Source organism: Pseudomonas sp. E45-MNA-CIBAN-0222 (assembly GCF_040310405.1).
Classification (GTDB): domain Bacteria; phylum Pseudomonadota; class Gammaproteobacteria; order Pseudomonadales; family Pseudomonadaceae; genus Stutzerimonas; species Stutzerimonas stutzeri_AC.
Genome location: NZ_JBEOPU010000029.1, coordinates 1 through 14,246 on the forward strand (window position 1 = coordinate 1; position 14,246 = coordinate 14,246).

At 64.3% G+C, this 14,246-nt stretch carries 15 protein-coding genes and 4 pseudogenes; 13 read left to right on the forward strand and 6 right to left on the reverse strand.

The window, feature by feature from the left end; all coding sequences use genetic code 11:
* Positions 1-114: 114 nt before the first annotated feature.
* Positions 115-453 (reverse strand): annotated as a pseudogene (locus AAEZ08_RS22290) (tyrosine-type recombinase/integrase); the annotation flags it as partial.
* Between the two features lie 272 nt (positions 454-725).
* Here AAEZ08_RS22290 and phnC point away from each other — a divergent pair.
* The 7 genes and pseudogenes from phnC (at position 726) to AAEZ08_RS22325 (ending at position 6,000) form a co-directional block, all read left to right on the forward strand.
* Complete coding sequence (gene phnC, locus AAEZ08_RS22295; RefSeq protein WP_003118432.1) at positions 726-1,553, forward strand: phosphonate ABC transporter ATP-binding protein; 828 nt, start codon at positions 726-728, stop codon at positions 1,551-1,553.
* Entirely contained in the window at positions 1,550-2,413 is an 864-nt protein-coding gene (phnD, locus tag AAEZ08_RS22300) for a phosphate/phosphite/phosphonate ABC transporter substrate-binding protein (protein WP_010466255.1), read from the forward strand. Before phnC ends, phnD begins: the two co-directional genes overlap by 4 nt.
* Positions 2,414-2,421: 8 nt before the next feature.
* Entirely contained in the window at positions 2,422-3,249 is an 828-nt protein-coding gene (gene phnE / locus AAEZ08_RS22305; RefSeq protein WP_010466252.1) for a phosphonate ABC transporter, permease protein PhnE, read from the forward strand.
* An 8-nt stretch (positions 3,250-3,257) separates the two neighbouring features.
* Positions 3,258-4,268, forward strand: a complete 1,011-nt coding sequence (gene ptxD / locus AAEZ08_RS22310; RefSeq protein WP_003118429.1) for a phosphonate dehydrogenase PtxD — start codon at positions 3,258-3,260, stop codon at positions 4,266-4,268.
* A complete protein-coding gene (locus AAEZ08_RS22315; RefSeq protein ID WP_003118428.1) occupies positions 4,262-5,131 on the forward strand; it encodes a LysR family transcriptional regulator in 870 nt (289 codons plus the stop codon). The genes ptxD and AAEZ08_RS22315 overlap by 7 nt, the downstream gene beginning before the upstream one ends.
* Before the next feature lie 107 nt (positions 5,132-5,238).
* A pseudogene (locus AAEZ08_RS22320) lies at positions 5,239-5,544 on the forward strand (IS5/IS1182 family transposase); the annotation flags it as partial.
* Between the two features lie 96 nt (positions 5,545-5,640).
* Positions 5,641-6,000, forward strand: coding sequence for an MBL fold metallo-hydrolase (locus tag AAEZ08_RS22325; protein WP_230357762.1), 360 nt, complete (start codon positions 5,641-5,643; stop codon positions 5,998-6,000).
* Here the strand turns inward: AAEZ08_RS22325 and AAEZ08_RS22330 are convergent.
* Complete coding sequence (locus AAEZ08_RS22330) at positions 5,993-6,226, reverse strand: hypothetical protein (RefSeq protein WP_031655603.1); 234 nt, start codon at positions 6,224-6,226, stop codon at positions 5,993-5,995. The two genes, AAEZ08_RS22325 and AAEZ08_RS22330, sit on opposite strands and share 8 nt — an antisense overlap.
* A gap of 144 nt (positions 6,227-6,370) precedes the next feature.
* Positions 6,371-7,966, reverse strand: a complete 1,596-nt coding sequence (locus tag AAEZ08_RS22335; RefSeq protein WP_034064884.1) for a 2Fe-2S iron-sulfur cluster-binding protein — start codon at positions 7,964-7,966, stop codon at positions 6,371-6,373.
* A 140-nt stretch (positions 7,967-8,106) separates the two neighbouring features.
* Between AAEZ08_RS22335 and AAEZ08_RS22340 the strand changes: the two genes are divergently transcribed.
* The 6 genes from AAEZ08_RS22340 (at position 8,107) to AAEZ08_RS22365 (ending at position 11,217) form a co-directional block, all read left to right on the forward strand.
* Positions 8,107-8,514: a DUF1924 domain-containing protein gene (locus tag AAEZ08_RS22340; RefSeq protein ID WP_034064865.1), complete on the forward strand. Its 408-nt coding sequence runs from the start codon at positions 8,107-8,109 to the stop codon at positions 8,512-8,514.
* A gap of 10 nt (positions 8,515-8,524) precedes the next feature.
* Positions 8,525-9,049, forward strand: coding sequence for a diheme cytochrome c (locus tag AAEZ08_RS22345; RefSeq protein ID WP_003302071.1), 525 nt, complete (start codon positions 8,525-8,527; stop codon positions 9,047-9,049).
* Between the two features lie 150 nt (positions 9,050-9,199).
* Positions 9,200-9,760 (forward strand): RNA polymerase sigma factor, encoded by a 561-nt coding sequence (locus AAEZ08_RS22350; protein ID WP_003302070.1) that lies wholly within the window; start codon positions 9,200-9,202, stop codon positions 9,758-9,760.
* On the forward strand, positions 9,753-10,181 hold the full coding sequence (locus AAEZ08_RS22355; RefSeq protein ID WP_003302068.1) for an anti-sigma factor family protein: 429 nt from the start codon (positions 9,753-9,755) through the stop codon (positions 10,179-10,181). Before AAEZ08_RS22350 ends, AAEZ08_RS22355 begins: the two co-directional genes overlap by 8 nt.
* Positions 10,178-10,642 (forward strand): periplasmic heavy metal sensor, encoded by a 465-nt coding sequence (locus AAEZ08_RS22360; RefSeq protein WP_003302067.1) that lies wholly within the window; start codon positions 10,178-10,180, stop codon positions 10,640-10,642. Before AAEZ08_RS22355 ends, AAEZ08_RS22360 begins: the two co-directional genes overlap by 4 nt.
* A 92-nt stretch (positions 10,643-10,734) precedes the next feature.
* Positions 10,735-11,217, forward strand: coding sequence for a hypothetical protein (locus AAEZ08_RS22365; RefSeq protein WP_033937765.1), 483 nt, complete (start codon positions 10,735-10,737; stop codon positions 11,215-11,217).
* 13 nt (positions 11,218-11,230) lie between these two features.
* Here the strand turns inward: AAEZ08_RS22365 and AAEZ08_RS22370 are convergent, their stop codons facing one another.
* From AAEZ08_RS22370 to AAEZ08_RS22380, 3 genes and pseudogenes are all read right to left on the reverse strand, one after another.
* Positions 11,231-12,946: an LTA synthase family protein gene (locus tag AAEZ08_RS22370; RefSeq protein WP_234455018.1), complete on the reverse strand. Its 1,716-nt coding sequence runs from the start codon at positions 12,944-12,946 to the stop codon at positions 11,231-11,233.
* A 231-nt stretch (positions 12,947-13,177) separates the two neighbouring features.
* A pseudogene (gene istB / locus AAEZ08_RS22375) lies at positions 13,178-13,612 on the reverse strand (IS21-like element ISPst3 family helper ATPase IstB); the annotation flags it as partial.
* Positions 13,611-13,814 (reverse strand): annotated as a pseudogene (locus AAEZ08_RS22380) (integrase); the annotation flags it as partial. The pseudogenes AAEZ08_RS22380 and istB, both read right to left, overlap by 2 nt.
* Between the last annotated feature and the right edge of the window lie 432 nt (positions 13,815-14,246).

Genomic DNA, 14,246 nt, shown 5'->3' on the forward strand with positions numbered 1-14,246 from the left:
CTTGCAGCCACTTCGACAGCAGGCACACCTGATCGGCAGGCCGCCGCTAAACCTACTTTTTCAACAGAATCGGCCGGTTAGCGACGGTCTGACTTCGACCGTCGCAATATATGGTCAGACCTCGGTCTGCTCCGCCATTTCCAGAGCGTCATCGACCTCAATCCCAAGATATCGGACGGTGCTCTCAAGCTTCGTATGGCCGAGCAGAATTTGAATCGCCCGTAGGTTCTTCGTCCTGCGATAGATCAGCGATGCCTTCGTACGTCTCATCGTGTGTGTGCCATATATGGCAGGATCTAGGCCAATGGCTTTTACCCAGCCTTTGACGATACGAGCGTATTGACGAGTGGATAGATGGTCTGATGTATGCAGCCTGCTCGGGAAAAGGCAGTCCTGGCTCCGGAGCTGTGCTTGATGTATCCAGGCGGCGAGAGCAGACCGTGTTTCCCTAGTGTGCGCTCTCTTGCTTGGATGGCATTACGTTCTGGCCCAACGTTACTGTAGCGAATCCGCAGCAGTATCAATCAAAGCCTCCTGTATCCCGCGTGAAGAAAGACGCTACGTTGCGCCCGTTCTTCCACGGCTTCGCTTGCCGCCCCGCTACGGCAGATTCGAAGTATTCATCGAAATGTCATCCTTTAGAAGCAGTGCGTTAACAAGGAATTTCTACCCTTTGCATCGCGAACCGCAATTGTGCGGCCAGCAATATTGCGAAAGGTGATCAAATGACGCCCCATCCGATACAGGACGCCGTGCTGCGGGTCGACCGGTTGAGCGTCGTCTATCCAGGCGGCGTGACAGCCCTACGCGATACCTCGATTGCATTTCGGCGTGGTGAGTTCACCGTGCTGCTTGGTCTCTCGGGCGCAGGCAAGTCGACCTTGCTCCGTAGTCTCAATCGACTCGTCACGCCCACTGGCGGCAGTGTCACCAGCGAACTCGGTGAGCTCGGCAGCGGCTCGGCCTTGCGTCAGCATCGTCGGCGTACCGCCATGATCTTTCAGCACCACCAGCTAATCGAACGTCAAAGCGCACTGGCTAATGTGCTTACCGGTCGGCTGGCCTTTCACAACACGCTCCGCTCGCTGTTTCCTCTGCCGCGTGCCGATCAGGAGATTGCGCTCAGTTGCCTCGCTCGGGTCGGTCTGGCAGACAAGGCGCTAAGCCGGGTGGACAAACTGTCCGGTGGCCAGCAGCAGCGGGTAGGCATCGCGCGTGCGCTAGCGCAACAGCCGGCGATCATTCTGGCCGATGAGCCGGTAGCCAGTCTCGACCCGGCCACTTCGGTCCGTGTTCTCGGATTGCTGCGCGACATCTGCAAGGAAGACGGCATCACCGCCATCGTTTCGCTGCATCAACTCGAATATGCCCGCCGCTTCGCCGATCGCGTCGTCGGGCTGGCCGATTCTCAGATCGTTTTCGATGCCGCGCCCTCGGAACTCACCGATGCGCAGCTTGAGCGCATCTATGCAGGCCGCTCTACGACTCAGCCAGCGAATGCTCCGGCTGAACCACCTGTCATGCTCGAACCTTCACTGGAGATGTCCCGATGAAACGCTTATCCGCGCTCTTATTGACTTGCTTGCTGTCCGCTGTTTCAAGTTTGTCCGCCCTAGCGGCCGATGCCGATCCGGATGTGCTAAAGGTTGCCCTGCTGCCGGACGAAAACGCCTCCGAGCTGATCAAGCGTAACCAGCCGCTGAAGGATTATCTGGAAGAGCATCTGGACAAGAAGGTGCAGCTGATCGTAACCACCGACTATTCCTCGATGATTGAGGCGATGCGCTTTGGCCGTATCGACCTGGCGTATTTCGGTCCGCTGTCCTACGTCATGGCCAAAAGCAAAAGCGACATCGAGCCCTTCGCTGCCATGGTCATCGACGGCAAGCCGACCTATCGCTCGGTGATTATCGCCAATGTGGCGTCAGGCGTGAATGAGTATGCCGACCTTAAGGGCAAGAAGATGGCCTATGGTGACCGGGCATCGACGTCCAGCCATTTGATTCCCAAAACCGTGCTTCTTGAGACGGCCGATTTGACGGGTGGGCAGGACTACGAACAACATTTTGTGGGCACGCATGACGCCGTTGCCGTCAACGTGGCGAACGGCAACGCCGATGCGGGTGGGCTGTCGGAGGTAATTTTCAATCACGTAGCCGAACGTGGCCTAATCGATCCGAGCAAGGTGAAAGTACTTGGTTACAGCGGCGAATACCCCCAGTACCCCTGGGCGATGCGCTCGAACCTGAGCCCCGAGCTGAAAACCAAGGTGCGGGATGTATTCGTCGGTATCGACGATCCCGAAGTGCTGCGCAACTTCAAGGCCGAGGCCTTCGCGCCAATCACCGACGCCGACTACGATGTGATCCGCAACATGGGATCGCTGCTCGGCCTCGACTTCGCCACGATGTGAGCACCGATATGTCTACTCATTACGACGTGCAGGCGCTGCCTGCAGAGCAACGCGAGCACATCCTTCGAGGCTTCGGCCTCGGTTGGTGGCGCCAGCTGGGGCAGGTGGCGATTGTATTCGGAGTGGTGCTGTTGGCCTGCTGGTACGTGGGGCTGCTCGATGCCACCACGCTGCTGAACGGGCTGCCCTCCATCGCGACCCTGGCAGGCGAGGCCATGCCGCCAGACTTTTCGGGCTATCGAAGCTGGATTCGCCCCTTGATCGACACCTTGGCGATGAGCATCGCCGGTACGGCCATCGCAGTGGTGTTCTCGCTGGTGGTGGCCTTCGTTGCAGCGCGCAATACGGCGCCGCACCCCCTTGTGTTCGGTGTTGCCCGGGTGCTGCTCAATGCCCTGCGGTCGGTGCCGGAGCTGATCATGGGCATCATCTTCGTTGCAGCCGTAGGGTTCGGCGCCTTGCCGGGCGTGCTTGCCCTGGGTCTGCATTCGGTCGGCATGGTCGGCAAGTTCTTCGCCGAGGCCATCGAGCACGTCGACGAAGCGCCGGTGGAAGCCGCTCGGGCGGCGGGGGCTACGCCGATGCAAGTGCTGCTGCACGCGGTTTTGCCACAGGTGACGCCGCAGTTCGCCGACGTGGCGATCTACCGCTGGGAATACAACTTTCGCGCCTCCACCGTGATGGGCATGGTTGGCGCCGGCGGTATCGGCTTCGAACTCATGGGCTCGCTGCGCATCATGCAGTACCAGGAGGTTGCAGCAATCCTGCTGGTCATCCTGGCCATGGTCACGCTAGTAGACGCCTTCAGTGGCGTGCTGCGCAAACGTTTCAAATAGGACAAACCATGCTGCCGAAACTCGTTATAACTCACCGAGTACACGATGAGATCCTGCAACTGCTGGCGCCACATTGCGAGCTGATGACCAACCAGACCGACAGCACGCTGACGCGCGAGGAAATTCTGCGCCGCTGTCGCGATGCTCAGGCGATGATGGCGTTCATGCCCGATCGGGTCGATGCAGACTTTCTTCAAGCCTGCCCTGAGCTGCGTGTAGTCGGCTGCGCGCTCAAGGGCTTCGACAATTTCGATGTGGACGCCTGTACTGCCCGCGGGGTCTGGCTGACCTTCGTGCCTGATCTGTTGACGGTCCCGACTGCCGAGCTGGCGATCGGACTGGCGGTGGGGCTGGGGCGGCATCTGCGGGCAGCAGATGCGTTCGTCCGCTCTGGCGAGTTCCAGGGCTGGCAACCACAGTTCTACGGCACGGGGCTGGATAACGCTACGGTCGGCATCCTTGGCATGGGCGCCATCGGACTGGCCATGGCTGATCGCTTGCAGGGATGGGGCGCGACCCTGCAGTACCACGAGGCGAAGGCTCTGGATACACAAACCGAGCAACGGCTCGGCCTGCGCCAGGTGGCGTGCAGCGAACTCTTCGCCAGCTCGGACTTCATCCTGCTGGCGCTTCCCTTGAATGCCGATACCCAGCATCTGGTCAACGCCGAGCTGCTTGCCCTCGTACGGCCGGGCGCTCTGCTTGTAAACCCCTGTCGTGGTTCGGTAGTGGATGAAGCCGCCGTGCTCGCGGCGCTTGAGCGAGGCCAGCTCGGCGGGTATGCGGCGGATGTATTCGAAATGGAAGACTGGGCTCGCGCGGACCGGCCGCGGCTGATCGATCCTGCGCTGCTCGCGCATCCGAATACGCTGTTCACTCCGCACATAGGGTCGGCAGTGCGCGCGGTGCGCCTGGAGATTGAACGTTGTGCAGCGCAGAACATCATCCAGGTATTGGCAGGTGCGCGCCCAATCAACGCTGCGAACCGTCTGCCCAAGGCCGAGCCTGCCGCATGTTGAATCCGGTCTGGCTGAAGAGCCTGGTAGCGATCGTTCAAACAGGCAGTTTTCAGAGCGCGGCGAGGGCGTTGGGGCTGGCCCAGCCGACGGTGTCGCAGCACTTGCAGAAGCTTGAAGAGCAGGTCGGCGTAACGCTGGTGCAGCGCAGTCGTAGCGGCTGCCAGCCTACCACACGGGCGCTGGCCTTCATGCCGCATGCGACCGCCTTGCTCGACATGCACGCCCGGGCGCTAGAAGCCCTGCATGGCAATCGTGAGCGCGTCGGGGCCAGCTCCAACATCGGCACCTACCTTCTCCAGCCATTCGTGCGCAACTATCTGACGACCGCAAATGAGAGGGGCGAGGTGGATCTGCGCATCGCCGCCAACCCGGATGTGGCCGACCAGCTACTGGCGGGCCAGCTCGACGCCGCGATCATGGAATGGTGGCTACCTCACCCCGACTTCGAATACCGCCTCTGGCGGGTCGAGCCGCTGGTGCTTATCGTCAGCCCCGACCATGCGCTGGCTGAAGCAGGGTGCATAGAACGTGATCGTCTGGTGGACCTGCCGATGCTGGGAGGTGAACCGGGTAGCGGTACCGGACGGCTTCTGACCGAATACTTTGGCGAACTGGGCGTGCCTCGCAGCGGTATGCAGCTAGGCAGCACCGAGGCAGTCAAACAAGCAGTGAGGGCGGGACTCGGCGTGTCGTTGGTGATGGCTTCCGCAGTACAAGACGAAGTTCGCAGTGGCGCGCTGGTAGCTCTTCCCATCCCGGGGCTTGAAAAGCGTCTCCAACTGATCTGGCGCAAACCTCCCGGAAATCTGCACCCGCCGGGATTTGTGCGGCACTTATTGGAGGAGGCAGATCTAGCTGGATAAGGTGATGGATGGTTGCGATCCAGCGCTTGGCTTGTCAGCCTAGGGAAACTCTGAAAAAGACTTTCTGATTTGGCAAAATACCGCGACCCCACCCACCGAGTTTCCCGATGAAGCAGATGACCTTCGCCGACGCCGAGTACGCTGGCAAGCGCAAGCAAACCCGCAAGGAGTTGTTCCTGATCGAGATGGATCGGGTGGTGCCGTGGAAGGGCTTGATTGCTTTGATCGAGCCACATTATCCGAAGGGTGAAGGTGGCCGTCCGGCCTACCCGTTGATGGCGATGCTGCGTGTGCATCTGCTGCAGAACTGGTTCGGCTACAGCGATCCAGCGATGGAGGAAGCGCTGTACGAAACCACGATCCTGCGCCAGTTTGCCGGGCTGAACCTGGAGCGCATCCCCGACGAAACCACGGGGTGCTGCTGGTCCGCAAGTGACCCGCTGCGATTGAACGCCGGCGGCCAACCGGCGCTCACATCCGTAACCCTCACGGATTACGGAGGCACACGCATGCTGGTATTCGAGTCGATCTACACCGAAGGTCTGGCGCAGATTTCCTATCTGGTGGGCGACAGCAAGGCCGCCGTCGCCGCGGTGATCGATCCGCGGCGCGACGTCGAGGTCTACCTCGACCTGGCGCGCGACAAGGGCCTGCGCATCGCCTATGCCATCGAGACGCACATCCACGCCGACTTCGTTTCCGGCGCCCAGGCGCTGGCCGAACGCTGCGGCGCCGAGATCATCGGCGGACTACGCCTTCGGGCTGCGTCAGGTGGACGACGGCGAGGTGCTGGAACTGGGTCAGGTCAGCCTGGAAGTGCTGCACTCGCCAGGCCACACCCCCGAGCACATCTCGCTGCTGCTACGTGACAGCCAGCAGGGCGAAGCGCCCTTCGCGCTGTTCACCGGCGATACGCTGTTCAACCTCGACGTCGGCCGCCCCGACCTGCTCGGCGAGGACAGCACCAAGCAGCTGGCAGCGCAGCTCTACGCCACGCTGTTCACCCGCTACCTGCCGCTCGGCGAACGCATCGAGATCTACCCCTGCCACGGCGCCGGCTCGGCCTGCGGCAAATCCATCGGTGACCGTCGCCACTCCACCCTCGGCAAATGGCCAATCGCTTTTTCCACCGGCCAGAGGCACAGGTACTGCCGGATAAGGCTGCGCCGTTATCCACCCTACGCCCCGTCGATCACCCGATGCGCAGGGTGGAAAACGGCCAGCGGCCTTTCCCACACGTCAGTATTCGACTTGCAGTTCGGCGCTGCGCGGTTCGGCTTGGCAGGCCAGCGCCCAGCCCTGACGCACCTCGCTTTCGCTCAGCACCTGGTTGCTGCGCATGCTCACGCTGCCCTCCACCACCCGGCACTTGCAGGCGGCGCAGACACCCGAGCGGCACGCGCTCGGCGGTTGCAGGCCAGCCTGTTCCATGGCCTCCAGCAGCACCTCGCCGCGCGGCACGTCCAGCTCGTGACGGCGACCGTCGAGCGCGACCCGCAGGCGGCTGCGGCGCCCGCCCGGTGCGGCCGTCGGCGCTGCGGCGGCAAAGCGTTCCAGATGGATACGCGCCGCATCCACACCCCGCTCGCCCAGCGCGGCACCCGCGGCATCCATGAACGGTTGCGGCCCGCAGATGAAGGCGTCGGCGGCTGACCAGTCAGCGATCTTCGTGGCAATCGCCGGGCCGCTCGGCACACCCTGCTCGGCATCGAGCCAGATGCGCAGCTGCAGGCGATCGGGGTAACGCGCAGACCACTCGGCCAGCTCCTCGGCAAAGATCAGCGAGGCGGCATCGCGGCTGGCATAGAACAGCCGTACCTGCCCGCTGCCCTCGACCAGCGCCGCCTGCAGGATCGCCATCAGCGGCGTGATACCGCTGCCGGCGCCGAGCAGCAGCAGATCGTCATCCAGGTTGCGCGGCACGAACACGCCGGCCGGCGGCAGCGCCTCGATGCAATCGCCGGCCTGCAGGTTGTCCAGCAGCCAGTTCGACGCGCGGCCGCCGGGCACCCGCTTGATGGTGATGCGCAGCGCGCCATCCGCCTGCGGTCGCTGCGACAGCGAGTAGCAGCGCAGCAGCGCCGGCTCGGCAGCGGGCACCTTCAGCGTGAGGAACTGCCCCGGCTGCGCGGCAAAGCGTGCGCGCTGGGCGGCCGGCACCTGCAGGGTGAACGAGCAGCTGTCGGCGGTTTCGGCCTGGCGTGAGACGATGCGCAGACGGGTGAACTCCCCGGCGGCAGGCGCTGGCGCCGATGCGAACGCGGTCGCGACCGACGTCGTTGCCGGTGTCGACGTCGAAGCCGAAGGTGCAGTCGAAGCCGGCCCCGCCTTGGGCACGCCGCGCAGCATCGGCCATACCGACTTGCGGCGGAACAGCAGCACATAGCCGACATGCAGGCCGATCAGCCACAGCCCCAGATTGGCGAAGAACTCGTGCACCTCCTCGGCATCGCCCATCCAGCCGATGAAATCGATGTCGCTGGCAGCGCCGAAGACATCCGGCCCCACGCCCGGCAGGGCGGCCAGCACATCGCCGTTGTCGACCATACCCAGGCCGACCACGCTGGCAATGGCGAAACTGCCCAGCGCGCCGACCGTCAGCCACTTGCCGACGCTCGACAGGCCCGGCTTGCTCCGCTGGCCCTTCGGCGGCAGCAGCTGTGGGAAGCCGCGCAGGCGCAGCGGCACGATCAGCAGGCGCCACACCAACAGCGCCACCAGGCCGTAGCCCAGCCAGATATGCAGCGTCTCGGCGTCGTCACCGCTGAGGTAGGCGCCAAGAAAGAAACCGGCCAGCAGCCAGTGGAACAGACGGAAACGATTGAAAGCAGCCACGACGGCGATCCTCATTGAATGGATGCCGCCTTTGTATTCCTGCGAGCTGAAACGAAACTGAACGCCGCCAGCCGCTGCGGTTCAGCTTGGCGTAAGGCGGCGCGCCTAGGCTGCACTCATTCCCAACCGGAGAGCGCACCATGAAAGCCCGCTGGATCATCCTCCTGTCCTGCTGCCTGAGCCTGCCCGCCCTGGCCGAAACCGAACACCCACTGCTGCCCGGCTACGCCGCCCAGGCGCGTCAGGAGAATCCGAACTTCGCCGGTTTCTCCGCCGAGCGCGGCAAGGCGCTGTACTTCGCCGAGGAGCAGCGCAATGGCAAGACCATGAGCTGCACCACCTGCCACACCGCCGACCCGCGTCAGCCCGGCAAGACGCCGGCGCATCGCAAGGTCGATCCGCTGGCGCCGGCAGCCAACCCCGAGCGCTTCACCGACCTGAAGAAGGTCGAGAAATGGTTCCGCCGCAACTGCGACGACGTCTACGCCCGTGAATGCACCGCGCAGGAAAAAGGTGACTTCATCAGCTGGATCGACAGCATCAGATAAGGAGCCTGCCATGAAGATCGCACCCCTCGCTGCCGTCGCCGGGCTGGGCCTGACCCTGGTACTGGCCGGCCTCAGCTTCGCCGATGACGACGACCATCGAGAGCGCAAGGGCTACAAGCGGCCCAAGCGCCTGACGGTACCCAGCGACGCACCGCTGGTGTGGAAGGAAGAATGCGCGGCCTGCCACATGCTCTATTCTCCCGGCCTGCTGCCTGCCGATGCCTGGCGCGAGCAGATGCGCACCCTGGGCGATCACTACGGCAGCAACGCGTCGCTGGACCCGGTGCAGGAAAAGGAAATCCTCGACTTCCTGGTCCGCGCCTCGGCCGCCAACCGCCTACCGGTGGAGCCGTCACCCACCGCCGGCGAGCCGCCACGCATCAGCCAGACGCGCTGGTTCGAGCACAAACACGACGAGCTCAGCGAAGCCAAGTTCGCCCGCGAGTCGGTCGGCGGCCGCTTCAACTGCGTGGCCTGCCATCGCGACGCGGAAAAAGGCGACTTCGACGAGGACCGGGTGAAGATTCCGCGCTGAGACAAAAATAGCCGGAACATTTCGCCAACCGTTGCGTTATATCCCTGCGGCAACCCGGCCGGCAGCGCACGGGCACCGGTAAAAACCGAGGCGTTGGCAACGCAGCAGGTTTTAGCGGCGCCCTGCGCGGTCAACCCAGACGAGCGCTTAATGAACGACAGCGAACAGGACCTCATCCAGCAGGCCGCGCGTGGTGATCGCCAGGCGTTCGGCACGCTAGTGCGCGTCCATCAGGCGCGGGTCTTCCACTTCCTCCGTCGCCTGCTCGGCAGCGCCGACGAGGCCGCTGACCTGACTCAGGAAACGTTCATCCGCGCCTTCCAGGCGCTGCCCAGATGGCGCCCGGAAGCACGCTTGCAGACCTGGTTGCTGCAGATCGCACGCAATGCCGCGCTGGATACGCTGCGCCAGCGGCAACGCTACGTCGACGTGGCGCCGGAGGAACTGGCCGAGCCGGTCGATCCAGCGCCATCGCCGCTGAGCCGACTGCAGGCCGGTCGCGATCTGGCATTGCTGGAACGCTTGCTAGCCCGCCTGCCCCACGAACAGCGCGAGATCCTGCTGCTGCGCGAGGTGGAGGGGCTGGCCTACGACGAACTGGCCGCCACGCTGCAGCTCGCCGCCGGCACCGTCAAGTCGCGCCTGGCACGCGCCCGCGAGGCGCTGCTGCACGGCTATCGCCAGGCCAACGGAGGCACCCTCGATGACTGAGCATCTGGACATGGCGATCCTGTCCGCCTACCTCGACAACGAACTCGACGCCGCCGCACAGCGCCACGCCGCCGCCCACCTGGCGGGTTGTCCGCAGTGTCGCGCCACCCTGGCCGAACTCGACGGGCTCGGCCAGGGCTTGCGTGCGCTGGCCTGCCCGGAGTTGCCGGCCGAGTTGCAGGCGCGTCTGCAGCGGCCCTTCGCGCCGCCGCCCGTGCGCAGCTGGTGGGCCCGGCACTGGGCGCAGGGTATCGGCGCCGCGGCGTCGGTCCTGCTCGGCCTGCTGCTCGGCTATGCCCTGCCCGGCCAGCCGCCGGGCAGCTCACCCAGCCACGACCTGCTCGCCGTCCTCGGCAGCACCCCACCCGGCGCGCTCTGCGCGCGCCCCGAATTCTGCTACCTGAAGGTAAACCTGAAATGAGCAACACCACCCTGCGCAATGCCCTGGTCCTGTCCGTGCTGGTCAACGTCGGCGTGCTCGCCGGCCTTGGCTGGCAGAAACTCAGTCGCGATGGCCTGCCGATGCCCTCCGGCGCACCGACCGAGCTGTCGCGCGAGCTGCAACTGAGCGCCAGCCAGCTGCAGCGCTGGCACGATGCCGAGGCGCCGTTCCTGGCCTACCTGCGCGCCTCCAACGCCAGCCTCGGCGAACACCGCAACCGGCTGATCGAGGCGATCTTCGCCGAACAGGTGGACCGCACGGTGATCGACGCCGAGCAGGCGAAGATCGCCGAACTGCAGAACGAACAGCAGCGCCTGCTCATCGACCAGCTGCTGCAGGAGCGCGAGATCCTCGAACCGCAGCAGCGCGCGCGGCTCGCCCAGGTGCTCACGCAGCAGTCGTTCGGCGCCGACAGCATCGAGCAATTGCACCGCAAATGACGGATTGCACGGCGCGATGGAACAAAACCGTCGCGCCTGCGTTAGAACATCAGGAGCCGCACTTCGCCGGCTCGCTCAATGGAGTTCTATCGATGATCCGCAAACCTTACGCTCTCGCCCTCGCCATCATCCTCGCCGGCACCCTCGGCCACGCCGGCACCAGCCTCGCCGCCACCAGCCATGACCACGGCCACGGCGAAGGCGCGCCGGCGCTGCAACTCGATGCCGGCAAGCGCTGGGCCACCGACGCGCCGCTGCGCCAGGCAATGGGCACCATCAACAACGATATGCGCCAGGCGCTGCCGGCGATCCACGAAGACCGTCTGCCCGCCGCCCGCTACGGCGAACTGGCCGAGACGGTGCGCGGCCAGGTCGCCTACATGGTGGAGAACTGCAAGCTGAGCGCCGAGGCCGACGCGCAGCTGCACCTGATCATCGCCCAGCTGCTCGCCGGTGCCGACGCCATGAGCGGCGCCCCGGCCGGTCAGCGCGACGGCGCGGTGACGGTGGTCGGCGCGCTGGGCGACTACGCCACTTACTTCGCCGACGACAGCTTCAAGCCGCTGGAACACTGATCGACCGCCGCGCTCAACCCTTGTCCGGCCGTGCCGGCGGGGCCGCTTTCACCGCGAGCGGCACCTCGGCGGCCACCGCTTCCGACTCGCCCTCGCCGCTGCGATCTCCGCTGGTGTTGGCCAGCAGGCTGGCGGTGGCGGTCTGCAGGTAGGCGTGCAGCTGGCGCAGCAGCTGCGGCTGATCCTCGGCAGCGGCGATCCGCTCGCCAGCCGGTTCACCGCCCAGGCGATAGCGATACAGCCGCGCCGGCTGCTCCTTGGGCTGTACCAGCACCCGATCACCGCGGATCAGCGCCACGGTCTGGTCGCTGCCCGACGGCTTGACGATGCCGAAACCCGGATCGTCCGCCGGCAGGCTGAGCAAATCGCGGCCCCAGCATTGATGACGCACCTCGCCACCGAGGCGGCCCATGATGGTCGGCACCACGTCCACCTGCGTACCGACCACCTCGCGACGGCTGCCGAAACGCTCGGTGACGCCCGGGGCGATCAGCAGCAGCGGCACGTGGAAGCGCAGCAGGTCCATCTCGGTGACTTCCTCCGGCGCGCCGAAACCGTGGTCGCCGACCACCACGAACAAGGTCTGCTTGAACCAAGGCTGGTTACGCACCTTGTCGAAGAACTGCCCCAGCGCCCAGTCCGAATAACGCATCGCCGTCAGATGCTGATCCAGCGCGCCATGCCCCTCGACAGCAGCGACCGGCAACTGCTCGGGCAGCGCATACGGCGTGTGGTTGGACAGCGTCTGCAGCAGCGCATAGAACGGCGCGCCGTTATCCAGCTTGCCCAGCTCCTCGGCGGCGCGGGTGAACATGTCCTGGTCGGAAACGCCCCAGGTCGGGTCGGAAACCACCGGATTCACGTAGTCGTTGCGGCCGACGAAGCGCTTCATGCCCTGGTTGCCGAAGAACCCCGCCTGGTTGTCCCAGGCGAAATCGCCGTTGTAGACGTAAACGTCGTCGAACGCCCGCGCACCGAGCAGCTGCGGCAGGCCGGAGAAGCGATGGCCGCCTTCGGGCGTCTGCATCAGGTACTCGAAGCCCGGCAGGTTGGGAAAGCAGGCCATGCTGGCGAACATGCCCTGGTGGGTGTGGGTGCCGTTGGCGAAGAAGCGCTCGAACAACAGCCCCTCGCCGGCCAGGCGGTCGAAGTTCGGCGTGATGCCGTCGGCACTGCCGAGCGCGCCGACATAGCGGCCGGCGAAGCTCTCCATGAGGATCACCACCACGTTGCGCACCGCCAGCTGGCCGTCCGCCGGCGGCTGGAAGTCACGGCGCACCGGCGCCAGCTCGGCGTCCACCAGCCGGTCGTTGGCGGTCAGCAGCAGCTCGCGGGCGATCGCCTGCGCATCCGCAACCGGCAGTGTCGCCTTCCAGCTGTTGTCGCGATGGCTCGAGAAGCGGTTGCGCGCCGCATCGTAGAGCGACAGCGTGGCGTTCTGCCCGAGGTGGTTGGCGAAGGTCGAGGCGGTGGTGAAGGCATCGCCCCAGCGCAGCGGCGGGCCCTGACGCAGCGTGCCGCGCGCGGCCACCACGCTGACCACCAGCAACACGCCGAACACCGCGAACCGCGCCGGCCAGCTCGCGCCGCGGCGGGCCGGCGCGCTCGCCAGGCTCACCGGAGCGGCGCGGGTGCGGCGCTCCAGCCAGCCGAACAGCGCGAACAGCGCGGCGCTCGCCGCGAGCCAGGCGGCCAGCAGCCGCAGCACCGGGAAGCCGTGCCAGAGCATGCTCAGCACCGTCGCCGGGTCTTCCTGCAGGTACTGGTGTTGGCGCTGATGGAAAATTGACCCACCCTGCCGATTGAAATTTGACCCAGGGCGGATTGCTGATTTTGTTACCAGCAACTGTGGATAAGTCTACCAGCGCAGCTGCTGTTGCCCCCACTCCTTCGCTAGCCCAGTTCAGTTGTTTAAGACCTGCCACACGCAGCCATGTAGCAGGCCGTCGTCGCCATGAAATCAGAACGGCTCATCGTCCTCCGGTTCCTGGCCGCCCTTACGCTTTCGCTCCCGTGATTTGATCTTGGCCTGGGCCGCCAAGCTACTGTGTTGCAGGCGATAGGACTCGTTACCGGTTTCGACGATGTGGCAGTGGTGGGTCAGCCGATCCAGCAGGGCGGTGGTCATCTTGGCGTCGCCGAACACGCTCGACCATTCGGCGAAGCTCAGGTTGGTGGTGATCACCACGCTGGTGTGTTCGTACAGCTTGGACAGCAGGTGAAACAGCAACGCACCGCCAGCCTGGCTGAACGGCAGATAACCCAGTTCGTCGAGGATGACCAGATCCATGCGCAGCAGTGCCTGGGCGATCCGCCCGGCTTTGCCGTCGTGTTTTTCGCGCTCCAGCAGATTGACCAGATCGACCGTGGAGTAGAAGCGCACGCGCTTACTGAGCAACGTCGCACACACGGAGTTTGGTTAAGTCGCAGGCTCGAAGCTTGCTGTCGATGGCCAGATCGAAGAGAGCCAGATCCCGGGATCTTTCTGCAATTTGAAGCCTTACTCGGATGGCCCAGATATCTCTCAGTCGGAGTGGGGTTTTCTGCCCGACCAACTTACCTTTGTTCCAGGGCTGACGGCTACAGGTAGCAATGATGTTTCATGGCAAGTCCTCCACATGTGGGAGGGCAAGCATGGCTAGCCAGAGCAGTGGTCGCTAACCGGCCAGAAGGAGACCTCCGCTAGCGCCAAGTCTGCGCACTCAACTTGGAGTGGCCAGGTGCCATCAGTTAGAATCAGTGCTCATTTTACAGAGCAATGGAACGGTTGAGTGTGTTAGGGAAAGGCGCGGTTTTTGCTCTTGCTATCACCTTGGCAGGTTGTGGGCTAGTTCCCCGTACTGGAGAACCTTCTAGAGCACTTCAGTTTGCTGAGAATCTAAACCTCTCCGCAACGGATGAAAGCCGCGAGGAGTTTGAGACAAACGCAAAAGCTTCCGGGGCTGACCCTAAGGAAACTCTGAAGAAGACTTCCTGATTTTGGCAAGATCCCCGGACTCCACTCACCGAGTTTTCCGATGAAGCAGATG

Bases quoted from the DNA above. Each gene is read 5' to 3' on its own strand.
- AAEZ08_RS22355 (WP_003302068.1), top strand. From the start codon at position 9,753: ATGACTGAGCATCTGGACATGGCGATCCTGTCCGCCTACCTCGACAAC.
- phnE (WP_010466252.1), top strand. From the start codon at position 2,422: ATGTCTACTCATTACGACGTGCAGGCGCTGCCTGCAGAGCAACGCGAG.
- ptxD (WP_003118429.1), top strand. From the start codon at position 3,258: ATGCTGCCGAAACTCGTTATAACTCACCGAGTACACGATGAGATCCTG.
- AAEZ08_RS22365 (WP_033937765.1), top strand. From the start codon at position 10,735: ATGATCCGCAAACCTTACGCTCTCGCCCTCGCCATCATCCTCGCCGGC.
- AAEZ08_RS22360 (WP_003302067.1), top strand. From the start codon at position 10,178: ATGAGCAACACCACCCTGCGCAATGCCCTGGTCCTGTCCGTGCTGGTC.
- AAEZ08_RS22340 (WP_034064865.1), top strand. From the start codon at position 8,107: ATGAAAGCCCGCTGGATCATCCTCCTGTCCTGCTGCCTGAGCCTGCCC.
- AAEZ08_RS22345 (WP_003302071.1), top strand. From the start codon at position 8,525: ATGAAGATCGCACCCCTCGCTGCCGTCGCCGGGCTGGGCCTGACCCTG.
- AAEZ08_RS22325 (WP_230357762.1), top strand. From the start codon at position 5,641: ATGCTGGTATTCGAGTCGATCTACACCGAAGGTCTGGCGCAGATTTCC.
- AAEZ08_RS22350 (WP_003302070.1), top strand. From the start codon at position 9,200: ATGAACGACAGCGAACAGGACCTCATCCAGCAGGCCGCGCGTGGTGAT.
- AAEZ08_RS22315 (WP_003118428.1), top strand. From the start codon at position 4,262: ATGTTGAATCCGGTCTGGCTGAAGAGCCTGGTAGCGATCGTTCAAACA.
- phnC (WP_003118432.1), top strand. From the start codon at position 726: ATGACGCCCCATCCGATACAGGACGCCGTGCTGCGGGTCGACCGGTTG.
- phnD (WP_010466255.1), top strand. From the start codon at position 1,550: ATGAAACGCTTATCCGCGCTCTTATTGACTTGCTTGCTGTCCGCTGTT.
- AAEZ08_RS22370 (WP_234455018.1), bottom strand. From the start codon at position 12,946: ATGCTCTGGCACGGCTTCCCGGTGCTGCGGCTGCTGGCCGCCTGGCTC.